Origin of the sequence: Shewanella jiangmenensis, from assembly GCF_018596335.1 — a bacterium.
Classification (GTDB): Bacteria; Pseudomonadota; Gammaproteobacteria; order Enterobacterales; family Shewanellaceae; genus Shewanella; species Shewanella jiangmenensis.
The window spans coordinates 24,607-39,017 of record NZ_JAHEPS010000001.1 but is presented as its reverse complement, the minus strand read 5'-3'; the positions used below and the strand labels follow the sequence as shown (position 1 = coordinate 39,017).

Sequence of the window (14,411 nt, the reverse complement as noted above, 5' to 3'; positions counted from 1 at the left end):
TTCTTTTTTCCGCCGCAGTGAATTACTGCGGGTTGATGGCTTAAACGGCTATCAGCCATCAGCCATCAGCCGAGCCAGGCCCTGGCGGCGGTCTCATCGATAAGCAGCAGCGACAGGGTATCGGCCGGCGCGGCCTGCAGCAGCATAGTGCTTTGCATCAGCTCATCGCGTCTGAAGAAATGCAGCTCAAGCTTGGCGCCGACGCCATAGCTTTCAAGCTGGCTTTCAAGGCTTGCGCTCGCCTGCAGCCCGTCAACGGCAATCAGTAAGTCCCCAGCCGACAATCCGGCTTGGTGCGCGCTGCCGCCTTCGGCCACAGTTTGAATGCGTACGCCAATGGCCTCGGCTTTGTACTTGGCGCCAAGCGAGGTTGCCAGCGGCGATGGATTGCCGCCGCCTGTGTCGCTTTGACCGGACGGCGCACGGTGAAGCATATTCACCCCAAAGCGGGCGAGCAGCGGCTCCAGCGGCAGGTCGTCTGTGCTGTCAAGGAAGGCAAACAGGTCACTCACGTCGCGGCCAAGAATTTCAGCGGTAAGCTGTTGATGGCACTGCTCGCTGGTGCCTATGCCGGTTTCACCGAAGCGGCGCCACAGCAGCTGCATCAGGGTATCGAGGCTTGCCTTGCCGTCGGTTTCGGCCCGTATGCTCAAGTCCAGATACAGGCCAAACAGCGCACCCTTGGTGTAGTAACTCACGATGGCGTTTTGGGCGTTTTCATCCTGTTTGTAGAACTTGGTCCAGGCGTTAAAGCTTGAATCCCGAAGGCTTTGCTTGAAGCGCCCTTTGCCGCGATACACCCTGGTCATGGTTTCGCTCAGCATATCGAGGTAAGAGGCTACATCCACCCGCCCGGCGCGCAGGGTCAACAGGTCGTCGTAATAGGATGTCAGGCCCTCATAGGCCCACAGCTGACGGGTGTAGGTTTCACTCTCGAGCGCATAGGGCGTAAAGCAGTCCGGCTTGATGCGCTTCACGTTCCAGTTATGAAAATACTCGTGGCTGCAAAGGGATAAATAGGTGCGGTAGTCTTTGCTGACCTTGCTATCTATGCCAAGCGGCAGGTCTTTACGGGAGCACACCAGTGCGGTGGAGCTGCGATGTTCAAGCCCGCCAAAGCCATTGTCGAGCACCATGGTCATAAACAGGTATTCATCGAAGGGCGCTTTGCCGCCAAAAAAGCGGATTTGGGTTTCGCAGATGGCTTTGAGGTCGTCGCACAGCCTTTGCATATGGCAGCGATGGCGTCCGGTCAGCACCACATGATGCGGTGTACCGCAGGCATCGAAACTTGCCAGGGTAAATTCGCCCATCTCCACCGGATGGTCGATAAGCGCATCGTAATTTTCGGCCTGATATTGGCCAAATTGCCATTGCCCGGCGCCGTTTCGGGGCAGGGTGGTGGCAAGGCGCCAGGCGCTGAGGGAAGGCTCGGCGGGCGGCAAAATCGTCACGTGCTGAACCGAGTCGGTTTGGCCTTCTACCGCGAGAAACACGCTGGAGCCATTGAAAAAACCGTGGGTCATATCAAGGTGTGCGCTGCGGACCGATAAATCAAAGGCATACACCTGATAGCTCACCCTGATGGGCGCTGGGCTTTGGTTTTCAAGCTGCCAGCGCTGTTTATCAAGCTGAGTCACCGCCAGGGGCTGGCCCTGCTGCGCTGCTGATAACGAAATGATATTGCGCGCAAAATCCCTGATCATATAGGAGCCTGGCAGCCAGGCGGGCAGGGATAATTGCTGGCGCGGTGCGGGGGAGTCAATCTCAAGAGTCACGCTGAAAAGGTGCACCTTTGGGTCGGTTGGCGCAATACTGAAACGGATCATAATCATTTCCAATCTAGGACATGCAGGCATGCTGCCAAAATTCCTGCTTATTGGCAAAGGGGCATTTTTCTGCGCCGCAAGGCGGGGATTTCCCTTACCCAATTGGCGCCGGGCTTGCTATCATAAGCCCATTGAATTTCAGGCATAAAGCCAGTCATTTATTTGTGGCCGACCAATGACGGTCGCCCAGTCAGAGTACGGAGTCCACCATGGCCGAAGAAACCATTTTCAGCAAGATCATCCGCCGCGAAATCCCCGCCGAGATCCTGTATCAGGATGAGCTGGTAACCGCTTTTCGCGATATAGCCCCCAAGGCGCCGACCCATATTCTGATTATCCCCAATCACCTGATCCCGACCGCCAACGATGTCAAAGCCTCAGATGAGCAGGCCTTGGGTCGCCTTTTTACCGTGGCGGCGAAACTGGCAGAAGAAGCCGGCATCGCCAAAGACGGCTATCGCCTTATCATGAACTGTAACCGCCACGGCGGGCAGGAAGTTTACCATATCCACATGCACCTGGTTGGCGGCGAGCCCCTTGGCCCCATGCTGTGCCAGTGCTGACACCGGCGGGCAATCAGATGAAGGTGAATACCGACTTTTTCCCGCTGACCGCCCTCGCGCGCCGCTTTGTCAGCCAACTCGCCCAGTGCCGCCGCCTTGGCCTAAATGTGCTTGAAGGCAGTGAACACCATGTGCTGATTGAGCTGCCCTACAGTCCGGCGCTGATTGGTTATCCTGACACCGGGGTCATTCATGGCGGGGTGATCACCACCCTTATCGATACCGCCAGCGGCACCGCCGTGGTGTGCGCCATTCAGGAAAAGTTTGCTACCCTGGAGATTTCGCCGACCCTGGATTTGCGGGTGGACTATATGCGTCCGGCTGAGCCCGGCAAGCCGGTGTATGCCTTTGCCGAGTGTTACCGCCTGTCGAGCAACATCGCCTTTACCCGCGCCATTGCCTATCAGGACAGCATAGATGAGCCGATCGCCCATGCGGTGGGCTCTTTTATGCGCATCAGTCCCGACATGGTGGGGGAGCAGTTCAGAAACGCGCTCAATCAGGATGGCATCATCCTTGGCCCTGAGGTGACTGAGCTTTCTCACTGCCCCGATGCCACAAGCCCGGCCGCGCCCATGGACGTCAAAGAAATCGTCCGGCGGGTGACCGAGCTTAACGACTTTGGTCATCTGCTTGAGCAGGTGCCCTATGCACGCTTTATCGGGATGCAGGTCGAGCGTTTTGGTGATGAACTGGTGTGCCGCTTGCCTGCGCGGGATGCCAACATCGGCAATCCGGTGTTGCCTGCCATTCACGGTGGGGTGATTGCCGGATTTATGGAAATGTCGGCGATTGTGCAGCTGATGGTATTTATGCAAACATCGCGGGTACCCAAGGTGGTGGATTTTTCCATCGACTACCTGCGCGCCGGTTTGCACAAGGATACCTATGCCGAGTGCGTGATAACCCGTCAGGGCCGGCGCGTTGCCAACGTGAATATCAACTGCTGGCAGACCAACCGCAAGCAACTGATAGCCACGGCGCGGGCGCACTTCCTGATTGATTAAGCCGCTGGCGGCTTTTAAGCGCTGGCAGTAGGATTCAAAAGCCAGCCAGGGGCGTTAAGGCCGGGTTCAGTTTAGCTGTGTCACCTTAAGACAAAGCGTCAGCCTAAGACATAGCGCCACGCCAAGGATCAAGTAAAGCGCCGGGCTTTTGGGCCAGCATAAAAGTTAAGTTAACCAAGTTCAAGGAGATAGCATGAGTACACGGATTAAGGGGTTGCTACTTGTCGCCATGGCGGCCACGCTGGCGCTTGGCACTGTGGGCTGCGCCAATCACACCGCCGGTATTTCGGCCTCATCAAGCGGCGAGACCCGGGTCGACAACAGTAACTTTGGCCGCGATGTGAGCGTCAGCGACCTTAAGCTTGCCGTCAGTGGCGATATGCTTAAAGCCCATGCACTTATCCAGAGTAAAAGTGCCACCGATCTGCGCCTGCAATACCGCTTCAGCTGGTATGATGCCAATGGCCTTGCCATCGACAGCGAAGGCCAGAGCTGGCAGTCACTTAAACTGCACGGCAAGCAGCAGCAACAGGTGTCATCTGTGGCGCCAAACCCCAATGCCAGCAGCTTTGAAGTGTATGTACGTAAAGCCTTTTCCAATTGAGGACCAGGCGCCTGACTTAGCTGCTAAAGAGAAAGCTGCTCAAGAAAAAGCTCCTTAGGAGAAAGTTACTTAAGCGAAAGCGCCGCAAAACGCCCCAACCGGGGCGTTTTTTGTTGCTCCGTGGCAGATTAGCTGTGCAGGCTTTCAAAGCGGGTTTCTCTATGAGTATTTTGGCGCCGCGCGTCGCCCGCTGCCCACCGTGCGGGCGCTGTGCCGGGTGCTGTAACTTGTTTGCGTTTCGGGATTGGCGGCAAATTGTTCAAACAGATTGCAACAAAAGTATCGTTTGCCACCGGTTTGGGCGTATAATCGCGCTCGCCAAGGGGTGTCTGCCTATTGCTGACTGAGATGTCTTACGACAAACCCTTAGAACCTGATCCGGCTGATACCGGCGTAGGAATGGGCTGAAACCGAGAACGTCTCACCGCTCCGAGCTTGCCGGATCTCATACAGTACTGTTGAGGTCCCGATGTCTACACAATCCCGCACTCGTAATACTCATCTTCTGGCCCGTTTCGAGCCCGCCCGTTTTGGTCTGGCGCCGCTGACTGTTGCCATCACTGCCGCTATGGCTGCGCTCGCTCCAGCCTATGCCAGCGAGCCTGAAAGCACTGAAGAGCCGATGGAAGTCATGTTGGTCACCGCCGATTTTCGTGGGCTTGCGGTAGAAAAAATCCCCTCCAGCGTGACCGTGATTGACGCTCAGAAAATTGAAGATGAAGGCGCGCAGCACTTTGAAGACATTCTGGGCACAGTGGCCAACTTCAACTGGTCCGGCGGCACCTCGCGCCCCCGTTATTTCCAGATTCGCGGCGTGGGCGAGCAGGAAGATTACAAAGGTGCGCCCAACTCATCTGTTGGCTACATTATTGATGATATTGACCTTTCAGGCCTTGGCATGGTGTCGTCCATGTACGATTTGCAGCAGGTTGAAGTGCTGCGAGGTCCCCAGGGTACCCGCTACGGCGCCAACGCACTCGCCGGCCTGATTTATCTGAAAAGTAACGACCCTACCGAGCAGTTCGAACATGGTGGCCAGCTGAGCCTTGGCTCAGACAACCTGCGCACCTTCGCCGGTTTCAGCTCCGGCCCCATGGTGGACTCGGGCGAGCTTTTGTACCGGGTGGCGGTGGAGCATCACGGTCAGGACGGCTTTCGTGATAACGCCTTCCTTGGCCGCAGCGATACCAACGAGCGCGATGAGCTGAGTTTCAGAAGCAAGCTGCGCTGGTATGCAGGCGATAACACCCAGGTGGATTTCACCCTGATGCACGCCGATTTTGACAACGGCTACGATGCCTGGACGCTGGACAACAACGGCTTTGACACCCTGACCGACATGCCCGGCATCGATGCCCAGCGCACCACAGGTGTTGGCCTTAAAATCGCCCACGACGGCTTTAAATATGCCGAGCTGACCTCGCTCACCAGCTTTGGCGGCACGGCGCACCACCACGGTTACGATGGCGACTGGGCCAACCCCGATTACTGGGCAAGCCGCGTGTGTGAAAGCTACGACGATGACTGGAACGTGATTGGCGCCGAGCCGTGCGAATACGACTACACCTGGGATAAGCGCGGCGATCGCGCCACTGTCTCCCAGGAATTCCGCCTTGCCAGCAACGACGATGGCCGGATTTTCGCCGGCAGCACCGACTGGCTGGTGGGCCTCTATGGCATGCAGCTCGATGAAGACAACAATCTGCAGTCGTTTTACAACGGCTGGAGCGATGAAAAGCTGCGCTCTGAGTACAGCGCCCGCAATCTGGCGCTGTTTGGCCAGCTCGACAGCGACCTTGGCAATGCGCTGAATCTGTCGGTGGGCCTGCGCCTTGAGCGGCGTGAATCGGATTATCGCGACGATGCCGGCGATAACTTCGACCCGAGCGAAAACATGTGGGGCGGCCACATTGCCCTTGGCAAGCAGCTCAGTGACAACCACAACCTGTACGGCCGCATTGCCCGCGGTTACAAGGCCGGTGGCTTTAACATGTCTCTGCCCACAGAATTTGCCGACAAAAAAGAGTTCAGCGCCGAAACCCTGTATAACTACGAGGTTGGTCTGAAGTCGGCGTTCCTTGATGGCAATTTCGACACCAATGTGGCGCTGTTCTTTATGGACCGCAAAGATCAGCAGGTATCAGCCTCGCAGCAGGATCCGCTCAAGCCACAGCGCTTTATCCTCTTTACTGAAAATGCCGGCAGCTCAACCAATTACGGTGCCGAGCTTGACGCCAACTGGTACGCCACTGACAACCTGCATTTTTACGGCAGCCTCGGGTATCTGGTGGCCGAATACGGTGATTACAGCTATCAGGACAAGTACGGCGCCCTGGTTGACCTATCAGGCCGCGAGCTTGCCCATGCGCCTAACTGGACCTGGGCCCTTGGCGCAACCTGGCGGATGGACGCGGGTTTCTTTGCCAACGTCAATGCCAACGGCAAGAGCGAGTTTTACTACTCCGACTCCAACGACTCGGTGTCAGATGATTACTCAGTGCTCAATGCCCGCGCCGGTTACGAAGCCGACAGTTGGTCTGTGTACCTGTGGGGCCGCAATCTGCTGGATGAACGCTACGGCGTGCGCGGTTTCTACTTTGGCAACGAGCCGGACAACGGCTGGGCTGACAAGCAGTATATCCGCTTTGGCGACCCGCGCATGGTTGGCGTGACGCTGGATATTCGCCTGTAATTGACTGTCCGGGCTGCACTTATCTTTGTGTGTTTCGCGTGTGTTTAGCGTGTGTTTAGCGATTGGCGCAGCCCCATTTTTGACATCAACCCGAAACATCACTCTCGTGCCCGACAGGCGCGCGACCAGGGGGACTTAACTGATGAAACTGACCGCTGAAATCAGCATGTATCCGCTCAAAGAAGACTATGTCGAGCCCATTCACTGGTTTATTCATAGGCTTGATAACTACCCCGGCATCATCCGGCGCACCAACGCCATGGCGACCCAGGTGCAGGGCGATTATCAGGCGGTTATGTCGATGCTTGCCACCGAAATGCAGGCCGCCCACGAAAAGTTCGGCAAGGCGGTGTTTGTGTGCAAGTTTATCGGCAGTGAGCTTGATTTGAGCCATACGGAGTAACAGATGCAAGCCGAATTCTGGCCCTGGCTTGGCAGCGCGTTTCACAGTGCCTTTGGTGAAATGCAGGCGTTGTCGGCCTGGGAAGGCGTTGCTGTGCTGCTGGCGCTGGCGTATTTGCTGCTGGCAATGAAAGGCAGCCGCTGGTGCTGGGTGGCGGCCTTTGTCAGCACCGCCATTTATACCGTGCTGTTTTACAAAGTCGCGCTACTGATGGAGTCGGTGCTGAACGTTTACTACATGGCGATGGCGGTTTATGGCTATTGGCTGTGGCGTGGCGGTGATGCAGGCACGCTGGCGGTGCAAAGCTGGGGCCTTAAGCGTCACGCCCTGCTGATTGGGGTGACAGGCGCTGCCTCCCTTGCGACCGGGTTTGTCATGGCAAACTACACCGCGGCATCGTTTCCGTATCTGGATGCGGCCACCACCTGTTTTGCTGTCATGACCACCTTTTTGGTGGCCAAAAAGGTGCTGGAAAACTGGCTTTACTGGATAGTGATTGATTTGGTGTCGATTTATCTCTACCTCAGTAAGGGATTGATGATGACCTCGCTGCTGTTTGTGCTGTATGTGGGGCTTGCGGTGGCTGGCTACTTTGTCTGGCGCGCCAATCTTGCCGAGCCGCGTCAGCCGGTGCTGGCGCTGCCATGAAGCTGGCCAAGCCCGTACTGGGACTCGATTCTGCCCCCGGCGTACAGCCGGAGCGCGTGTCTGAGCCGCTGCCTCAAGTGGAGCTTGAAGTGGAGCCAGGAGCGCAGCCAGGCGTGTTAATGGATGCGCTGCCAAAGCCGCTGCGCACACGGCTGCAGGCGCCGGAGGTAACAGCATTTTTGCACTCTCACTTTGGCGAGATGCTGATTAACGCCCGCTTTGAGCCCCTGACGTTGGGGCTCAGCAACGATAATCTTATTATCCGCATCGAAGATGATGCCTGGGTGCTTCGGATAAATCGCGATGCCAGCAGCCGTTTTTGTCAGCGCGCCTTTGAGGGCGCCAACTGGCGGCTTGCCGCCGACAAGGCGCTCGCGCCGCCGCTTGTTGCCCAAAGCGTCTGTGGCCGCTGTTATCTCTCGCCGCTGCTCGAGCAGGGCGATTGGCAACAGCGTTATGTTGAGCTGCCGGCATCGGCGTTTAGCTTTTCAGATTTAAGCCTTAATGATATTCAGAAGCTGCAGTCGTCCTATTCAACGAGCGCCGATGCGAGTTCCACAGCGACAACTGCCAATGCGAATACGACAAATACCGCGCTGCTGCTTGAGCTGCTGACGGGCCTCGCATCCTTACCTCTGCCTGCGAATGTGAAAGGATTTGCTGCCCAGTGGCAGGATTATGCATCGGCGCTGTCCTTGGCGATGGTAACAACATGGCAAGCGGATCCAGAGCTTGTGGCCGCCCATCAGGCGCTGCTGCAATCGGATGACGATATTCAGCGGGCTATCGCAGCGCTTGAAGCCATGGACCTGCCGCTGCAATTCAGCCACCGCGATTTAACGCCCCATAATATTTTGCGCCATCAGGGGCGGCTTTTTTGTATCGACTTTGAATACGCCTGCGCCTCCCATCCGCTTTGGGATCTGGCGGCGGTGCTTGCTTCTCATCAACTGAGCATGGATGAAAGGATGGTGCTTGCGCTTGCCTATCTTAACGGCCATGCCAGCCTCAATCTGGGTCACGTTCATCTTATTGGCGATGCGGTGCGGCTGCATTGGTACTTTGGCGCCGTGTGGGCGCTGCTGATGGCGGGGGAGAGCGGTGATAATCAGTACCTTGTATGGTTTTACAGGTACTTACAATTAGCGCGCTCGTGACGGATGTTTTTCCTTTGTTCGGCCTGCTAGTTTAGCCATGTCAGATGTTTCTTTTGCCAAAGCATGCCAAGGATTGCCATGAAATTGTCGCTGTTACCCGTTAAGTATCTTTTGATTGCACTCGTGCTGCTTGGTCTTGTTGGCTGCTCGACCAAGATGAGTTACCGCTTTCTGGACTGGGCTATTGCCTGGGAGCTTGATGATTATGTCGAGCTTGATAAGTCGCAGCAGCAGGCCTTTGATAAGGTGCTGGATGAGTTTATTGTCTGGCATCAAAAAGAGGAGTTGCCGCGTTATGTGGCGCAGCTTGATAACCTCAAGGCTCAGATGCAGTCAGACACCCTGACGCCGAAGCTGTGGGCTGATCATATGGATTACGCTCAGGCCCATTGGTATCGCCTGTTTGAGCATGTTTTTGATGGTATTTTGCCAATTATCCAGTCGCTGTCGGATAAGCAGGTCGATGCGCTTATCGCCCAATTGAAAGAAGACGAAGTCGAAGACAGCAAGGAGTACCTTGGTAAAAGCCAGGCGGAGCTTTTGAAAGAGTCCAATAAACGCCAACAAAAACGTGCCGAAAAGTGGCTTGGCAAACTGACCGACAAACAAAAAGCCATGATAAACAGCTCAAACGAAAGCCGCCTTGCGACGCTCGACATGTGGCTTGAATATCGCCACGAGTGGCTCAGGCAATTTGAGCAGGCACTGCGCCAGCGCGCCGACACGGCCGTTTTCAGCGAGCGGATGCGGGTGCTGATGACAGCGCCGCAAACCCTGCGCTCTGAAGCGCATCAGGCGGCAATACGTCAAAACAGCGAAAACTTCGGCAAACTGGTGATGGATATCTATCGCGATCTGTCTGACAAGCAGCGCAGCAAACTCTGGCGCGAGTACGATAGTCTCGCAGACGATTTGCGCGAGCTGGCACTGGAAAGTACGCAAAGCGCCAGCAATTAATAGCCAGCGTGCAAGCGCAAAGCTGGGCGGTAAAAGCAGGGCCGTAAAAGCAGGGCGCTAAAAAGCTGGGCCGTAAATAGCAAGGCGGTAAAAAGCAGGGAAGCAAGTGGCTGAGTTGATGGCTTATGCCGCAAAAGGTGTAATGCCCGATGCTTCGATTATGCTTATTGACAGGGTTTGCCGGTAACGCCTGTCTGCAACAAAACTGCCCTGAGACGGGTCTTCAATGCAAACGCATCCAAAAGCGCAAAGAGGACCCGATGCTTACACTAATCAATACACTTTCCGATAAATGCCGTGTTGCTGGCGAAGTGCTGGCGCCGCTGGCTCTGAGGCTCTATCTCGCGCCTGTGATGATGCAGGCCGGTTACAACAAACTGAGTCACTTTGACGATACCGCCGCCTGGTTTGGTAATTCCGATTGGGGGCTTGGTTTGCCCTTTCCAGAACTCATGACTGCCCTTGCCGCCGGCACCGAGTTTTTTGGTGCCATTTTGCTGCTTTTGGGGCTTTTTACCCGTTTTATCTCCATTCCGCTGCTCGTTACCATGTTGGTGGCGGCATTCAGCGTGCATTGGAAAAACGGCTGGCTTGCGATTGCCGATCCGTCCAGCTGGCTTGCCAATGCGCAGGTGCTGGAGTCGGCAGAGCGGCTGTCCCGCGCCAAAGACTTGCTCAAAGAATACGGCAATTACGACTATCTAACCGGCAGTGGCAACTTTGTGATTTTGAATAACGGTATCGAGTTTGCCGCCACCTATTTTGTGATGTTGCTGGCGCTGCTGGCGCTCGGTGGCGGCCGCTTCACCAGTCTTGACTGGTTTATCGAAAAACGTCAGTCAGCGTCTTAGGAGCACAGCTGACTGAAAAACAGCACGCCGCAAAGCGCTGAAGCGGCGTGGCCGTGCGATCCCGCTGCTTCATCCTGAGTAAAGGGCGGGATTTTTACTTTCAATGAAGGCGGGATTTGTTATGCTGGCGCAGATTTCCGTTTAAGAGGATAAACCGTTGGACGCGTTAACCTTATTGACTACCCGCCAGTCCTGTCCACGTCTGGAGGCGCCAGCGCCGGATGCTGAAAAGCTGCAAACCATTTTGAATGCCGCCGTCAGGGTGCCTGATCACGGCGCACTCGACCCCTGGGAATTTATTATTGCCGAAGGGGAAGGGCTTGAGCGCCTCGGTGAGATTTTTGTTGCCGCCGCTAAAGCCGCCGGCGCCGACGAAGGCCTTATCAGTAAAGCTGCTGCCATGCCGAAAAGGGCGCCCATGGTGATTACCGTGGTGGCGCGCACCCAGGCTCACCCCAAGGTGCCGGTGCTTGAGCAGCAAATTGCTGCCGGCTGCGCCGTGATGGCAATGCAGCAGGCTGCGTTTGCCCTCGGGCTTGGCGGTATTTGGCGTACCGGCGATTTTGCCTTCGATCGCGAAGTGCATCGTCTGCTTAAGCTTAAGGATACCGATCAGATAGTGGGCTTTTTGTATCTTGGTACGCCTGCGGTAAATGCGCCCATCAAGCCTGCCAAAGACGGCCGTCAGTTTGCCCGTTATCTGTAACGGCAAGGTTGCCGCGCGATGGGTTAACGACCTGCTTTAATGCAAAGCTTGTTGCAAAATGCCTGTCGCCAACCTTTGAGGCAATAACGCATCAAAATATGAAGGCCCCTTATTGGGGCCTTTCTTATATACAGTCTATGCTCAGGTATGGCTTTGATTGACATGGTTTTTACGGACATTCCGCGCCGCTAATCCCATACCACCACTATTTTTATTCGATGGCGATACCCACATCCAGACTATCAAACCAGTCGAGGAATTGTCGTACCTGCGGACCGCGGAAGATGCGGCCGTGCTGCGGGCACATGTACTGAATATCCAGATCGCGCATACGCGACACCCAGTTGGCTTTGGCGCGGTTTGATGGCATCCAGCGGCGGTGGAAGTATTCCATTTTGCCGATATGGGATGAAAAATCATCGACAAAAATATCGGCCTCGGCGGGCTCAAGCGCTGCGCCCACATCCCCTGACATCAATACCTTGGCGACCGGATCGTACACATGGAAATTTCCGGAGGCGTGCAGGTAATGGGCTGGGACAAACTGAATTTCCACTTCGCCCACCATCAGTTTTCCGCCCTTGTCCGGCAGCGGCTCGTAGCTGATGTTGTTCATCCCGAAATGGCGGATAAAGCCTTCCCACAGCCAGGGCGCATAGAGTTTGGCCTTGGGCAGCGTTTGATCCCAAAGGCCGAGGGAGGAGATGATGTCCGGGTCCTGGTGGGAGGCAAAGAGGTAGGTGAGATGCTCCAGCGGCAGTTGGCGCACCAAGCTTGCCAGCATGGGGGCAAAAAGCTCAATGCCGCCCGGATCCATCAACAGTGATTGATTGCCGCTTTGAATAAGATACTGGTTGGTATCAATAATCTTTTGGTTTTTTTCCGGATCGCGGCCAAAGTACATCCACTTGTGGGTTGGGGTTTCCACCAGGAGTTGGGTTTTCATGGTCAGTCCTTAACGTCAATGGGAATCAAACAGGCGAATGGCGGTATCGACGCGGCCACGTATTTGCGCCGCGACGGTATCAACCTTGTTGGCCACGTCGACAAAAATGGCCTGAAAGCGGCCGTCTACCCGGCAGGCTTCAACCCGGCAGATGGACGCCAGTGCGTTGGCACTGCGAAGGTTTTGTTTTAAATCGAGCAGTTGCACCTGCATCTTGCTGAGCACCTGATTAAAGTCGCTTTCAAGCCGCGCGTAGTTTTCTTCGGTGTTGTAAATCGCGCCTTCCATGCTGTAGGCATAGGCAGCGTTGGCGGCCTTGTCGCGGGCGGCATGAAAGTAATGTAGTGCGGTGGCGGTGCGGGCGGTTTCGGTGGCGAGTTTGCTTGCATCTTTGGCAAGCTGGTTGATTTCGTTGGCGGCGCGCTTGGTGTAACCGGCAAGCTCATCTATGTAGTGGGTCAGGGCCTTAAAGCCAAGGGCGGCGCTGCCGATGCGGCTTGAGGCCGCCTGGGCGTTACTGGCGGTGAGGTTAATCTCTTTACAGCAGGCGAGGGTATGGTTAAGTTCAGCCGCGACCATGGCAGCGGTAACATAATAGGGCCTGCCTCCCTGCGAAATAGTCTTCATCACGAATTCCCTCCATAAGACAGCTAAAGTATAGTCAGGGCTTACAATTTTGCTGTGTAGTCGGTGATTTAACATGGAACCTTTTCAAACGGCCCGCTTAACTGTGCGTGAGCTTTGCCTGGACGATGCCGCCGATGTACTGGCGCTGCTTGGCAGCGACAACTTTATTCAGAACATAGGCGATAAGGGCGTGCGTACCCTGGATGATGCCCGCCAATATTTAACCGACGGTCCGCTGGCCAGTTACCTGGCCCAGGGTTTTGGTTTGTGGCGCCTTGCCACCCGTGCGGATGACCGCTTTATCGGGGTGTGCGGCCTTATTCGCCGCCCGGAGCTGCCCGCAGTGGACATTGGCTATGCCCTGATGCCGGGCTGTGATGGCAAGGGCTATGGCATTGAGGCGGCGACTGCCTGCCTTGAGAAACGCCACGCCCTTGGCATAGAGAAAGTGATTGCCATCGTGTCGGAAACCAACCTGCCATCAAGACGGCTGCTTGAAAAATTGGGGCTTGGCTACAGCCGCCATTTTGTCTTTGGGGAAGATGCAAAGCCGCTAATGTTGTATGAGATGGTATCTAGCTGAAAAATAAAAAGTTATTTTTATTGTCGCGGATGCGTTCCTGCACTAAAATTTGCGCGTTTTCCGGGGCCTGCGAAATGGCGTTCAAACCTGTGGTTTGCGCCTTTCAATATCGCCGGCCGTATTGACGCCCTACCTCGAAAAATGAGTCCCTTATCCTGCCCGGGACCCTGAGTACAGCGACAGCGTGGCTTTTATTCGAGTCTTGCAATCATGGTTTGTGAGTTCAGTGAGTCTGTACTGGATGAGGTGGCCGACGCCCTGGTGGCGCGCGGTTATGTGTGCCTTGATGGCATTATCGACCCGCAGCTGGTCAGCGCGCTTCGGGATAAGGTTTTTAACGATGACGGCGCCCATTTGCGCCCGGCGAGTATCGGCCGGGGCCATGAGCAGCACCGTAATGCCGACATTCGCGGCGACAGCATTCGTTGGTTAAGCCACGAATGCCAAACCGATTCAAGGTATTTGACCCTGATGGAGTCGCTGAAGGATGGCCTTAACCGGCGCCTGTATATGGGGCTTTTTGACTATGAAAGCCATTATGCGCTGTATCGCCCGGGTGCCTTCTACAAAAAGCACGTCGATGCGCTGAAGGGAAGTCAAAACCGGATTCTGACCACGGTGTTTTTTATGAATCCCGACTGGCAGAGCGAGCACGGCGGCCTTTTGAAACTCTATGAGGAAGACGGCACGCCGCTTGAAGACATAGCGCCGCTGATGGGCCGGTTGGTGATTTTCCTGTCGGAGCGTTTTCCCCATGAAGTGCTGCCGACTGAGGTTGACAGGGCGAGCATCGCCGGCTGGTTTCGGGTCGCTGGCAGTCGCCATGGCTTTTAATGCG

15 protein-coding genes and 1 riboswitch are annotated in these 14,411 nt (G+C 55.7%); of the genes, 12 read left to right on the top strand and 3 right to left on the bottom strand.

Translation table 11 applies throughout. The features are described from left to right. Positions 1-65: 65 nt before the first annotated feature. The gene (locus KJI95_RS00185) at positions 66-1,829 is read right to left on the bottom strand and encodes a M61 family metallopeptidase (protein WP_214505165.1); all 1,764 of its coding nucleotides are present in this window, start codon (positions 1,827-1,829) and stop codon (positions 66-68) included. Between the two features lie 209 nt (positions 1,830-2,038). On the opposite strand from KJI95_RS00185, the gene hinT reads away from it, so the two are divergent. The 10 genes from hinT (at position 2,039) to KJI95_RS00135 (ending at position 11,417) form a co-directional block, all read left to right on the top strand. Beyond that, positions 2,039-2,392: a purine nucleoside phosphoramidase gene (gene hinT / locus KJI95_RS00180; protein ID WP_214505164.1), complete on the top strand. Its 354-nt coding sequence runs from the start codon at positions 2,039-2,041 to the stop codon at positions 2,390-2,392. 17 nt (positions 2,393-2,409) lie between these two features. Next, entirely contained in the window at positions 2,410-3,399 is a 990-nt protein-coding gene (locus KJI95_RS19665; RefSeq protein WP_214505163.1) for a PaaI family thioesterase, read from the top strand. A 193-nt stretch (positions 3,400-3,592) separates the two neighbouring features. After that, complete coding sequence (locus tag KJI95_RS00170) at positions 3,593-4,003, top strand: YcfL family putative periplasmic lipoprotein (RefSeq protein WP_214505162.1); 411 nt, start codon at positions 3,593-3,595, stop codon at positions 4,001-4,003. 311 nt (positions 4,004-4,314) lie between these two features. After that, a riboswitch (TPP riboswitch) is annotated at positions 4,315-4,420 on the top strand. Between the two features lie 151 nt (positions 4,421-4,571). Next, the gene (locus tag KJI95_RS00165; RefSeq protein ID WP_250885575.1) at positions 4,572-6,695 is read left to right on the top strand and encodes a TonB-dependent receptor; all 2,124 of its coding nucleotides are present in this window, start codon (positions 4,572-4,574) and stop codon (positions 6,693-6,695) included. Between the two features lie 142 nt (positions 6,696-6,837). Further along, complete coding sequence (locus KJI95_RS00160; RefSeq protein ID WP_214505160.1) at positions 6,838-7,098, top strand: YkoF family thiamine/hydroxymethylpyrimidine-binding protein; 261 nt, start codon at positions 6,838-6,840, stop codon at positions 7,096-7,098. Between the two features lie 3 nt (positions 7,099-7,101). Continuing rightward, positions 7,102-7,746, top strand: coding sequence for a nicotinamide riboside transporter PnuC (gene pnuC / locus KJI95_RS00155; RefSeq protein WP_214505159.1), 645 nt, complete (start codon positions 7,102-7,104; stop codon positions 7,744-7,746). After that, a complete protein-coding gene (locus tag KJI95_RS00150) occupies positions 7,743-8,903 on the top strand; it encodes a phosphotransferase (RefSeq protein ID WP_214505158.1) in 1,161 nt (386 codons plus the stop codon). The genes pnuC and KJI95_RS00150 overlap by 4 nt, the downstream gene beginning before the upstream one ends. 78 nt (positions 8,904-8,981) lie before the next feature. Next, entirely contained in the window at positions 8,982-9,860 is an 879-nt protein-coding gene (locus tag KJI95_RS00145) for a DUF6279 family lipoprotein (protein ID WP_214505157.1), read from the top strand. A gap of 260 nt (positions 9,861-10,120) precedes the next feature. Beyond that, complete coding sequence (locus KJI95_RS00140; protein WP_214505156.1) at positions 10,121-10,711, top strand: HvfX family Cu-binding RiPP maturation protein; 591 nt, start codon at positions 10,121-10,123, stop codon at positions 10,709-10,711. A gap of 157 nt (positions 10,712-10,868) precedes the next feature. Then, entirely contained in the window at positions 10,869-11,417 is a 549-nt protein-coding gene (locus KJI95_RS00135) for an NAD(P)H nitroreductase (RefSeq protein WP_214505155.1), read from the top strand. Positions 11,418-11,628: 211 nt separating this feature from the next. Here the strand turns inward: KJI95_RS00135 and KJI95_RS00130 are convergent, their stop codons facing one another. Beyond that, positions 11,629-12,363: an oxygen-binding di-iron domain-containing protein gene (locus KJI95_RS00130; RefSeq protein WP_214505154.1), complete on the bottom strand. Its 735-nt coding sequence runs from the start codon at positions 12,361-12,363 to the stop codon at positions 11,629-11,631. A 15-nt stretch (positions 12,364-12,378) separates the two neighbouring features. Then, a complete protein-coding gene (locus KJI95_RS00125; protein ID WP_214505153.1) occupies positions 12,379-12,990 on the bottom strand; it encodes a chemotaxis protein in 612 nt (203 codons plus the stop codon). A 73-nt stretch (positions 12,991-13,063) separates the two neighbouring features. Between KJI95_RS00125 and KJI95_RS00120 the strand changes: the two genes are divergently transcribed. Further along, positions 13,064-13,573 carry a GNAT family N-acetyltransferase gene (locus KJI95_RS00120; protein WP_214505152.1) on the top strand — a complete coding sequence of 170 codons (510 nt, stop codon included), beginning with the start codon at positions 13,064-13,066 and terminating at the stop codon, positions 13,571-13,573. Positions 13,574-13,783: 210 nt separating this feature from the next. Next, positions 13,784-14,407: a 2OG-Fe(II) oxygenase gene (locus KJI95_RS00115; RefSeq protein ID WP_214505151.1), complete on the top strand. Its 624-nt coding sequence runs from the start codon at positions 13,784-13,786 to the stop codon at positions 14,405-14,407. The last annotated feature ends 4 nt before the right edge of the window (positions 14,408-14,411 follow it).

Coding starts and splice junctions, on each gene's coding strand:
- KJI95_RS00185 (WP_214505165.1), bottom strand. CDS start 1,829: ATGATCCGTTTCAGTATTGCGCCAACCGACCCAAAGGTGCACCTTTTC.
- hinT (WP_214505164.1), top strand. CDS start 2,039: ATGGCCGAAGAAACCATTTTCAGCAAGATCATCCGCCGCGAAATCCCC.
- pnuC (WP_214505159.1), top strand. CDS start 7,102: ATGCAAGCCGAATTCTGGCCCTGGCTTGGCAGCGCGTTTCACAGTGCC.
- KJI95_RS00165 (WP_250885575.1), top strand. CDS start 4,572: ATGGCTGCGCTCGCTCCAGCCTATGCCAGCGAGCCTGAAAGCACTGAA.
- KJI95_RS00125 (WP_214505153.1), bottom strand. CDS start 12,990: ATGAAGACTATTTCGCAGGGAGGCAGGCCCTATTATGTTACCGCTGCC.
- KJI95_RS00115 (WP_214505151.1), top strand. CDS start 13,784: ATGGTTTGTGAGTTCAGTGAGTCTGTACTGGATGAGGTGGCCGACGCC.
- KJI95_RS00130 (WP_214505154.1), bottom strand. CDS start 12,363: ATGAAAACCCAACTCCTGGTGGAAACCCCAACCCACAAGTGGATGTAC.
- KJI95_RS00140 (WP_214505156.1), top strand. CDS start 10,121: ATGCTTACACTAATCAATACACTTTCCGATAAATGCCGTGTTGCTGGC.
- KJI95_RS00160 (WP_214505160.1), top strand. CDS start 6,838: ATGAAACTGACCGCTGAAATCAGCATGTATCCGCTCAAAGAAGACTAT.
- KJI95_RS00170 (WP_214505162.1), top strand. CDS start 3,593: ATGAGTACACGGATTAAGGGGTTGCTACTTGTCGCCATGGCGGCCACG.
- KJI95_RS19665 (WP_214505163.1), top strand. CDS start 2,410: ATGAAGGTGAATACCGACTTTTTCCCGCTGACCGCCCTCGCGCGCCGC.
- KJI95_RS00145 (WP_214505157.1), top strand. CDS start 8,982: ATGAAATTGTCGCTGTTACCCGTTAAGTATCTTTTGATTGCACTCGTG.
- KJI95_RS00150 (WP_214505158.1), top strand. CDS start 7,743: ATGAAGCTGGCCAAGCCCGTACTGGGACTCGATTCTGCCCCCGGCGTA.
- KJI95_RS00120 (WP_214505152.1), top strand. CDS start 13,064: ATGGAACCTTTTCAAACGGCCCGCTTAACTGTGCGTGAGCTTTGCCTG.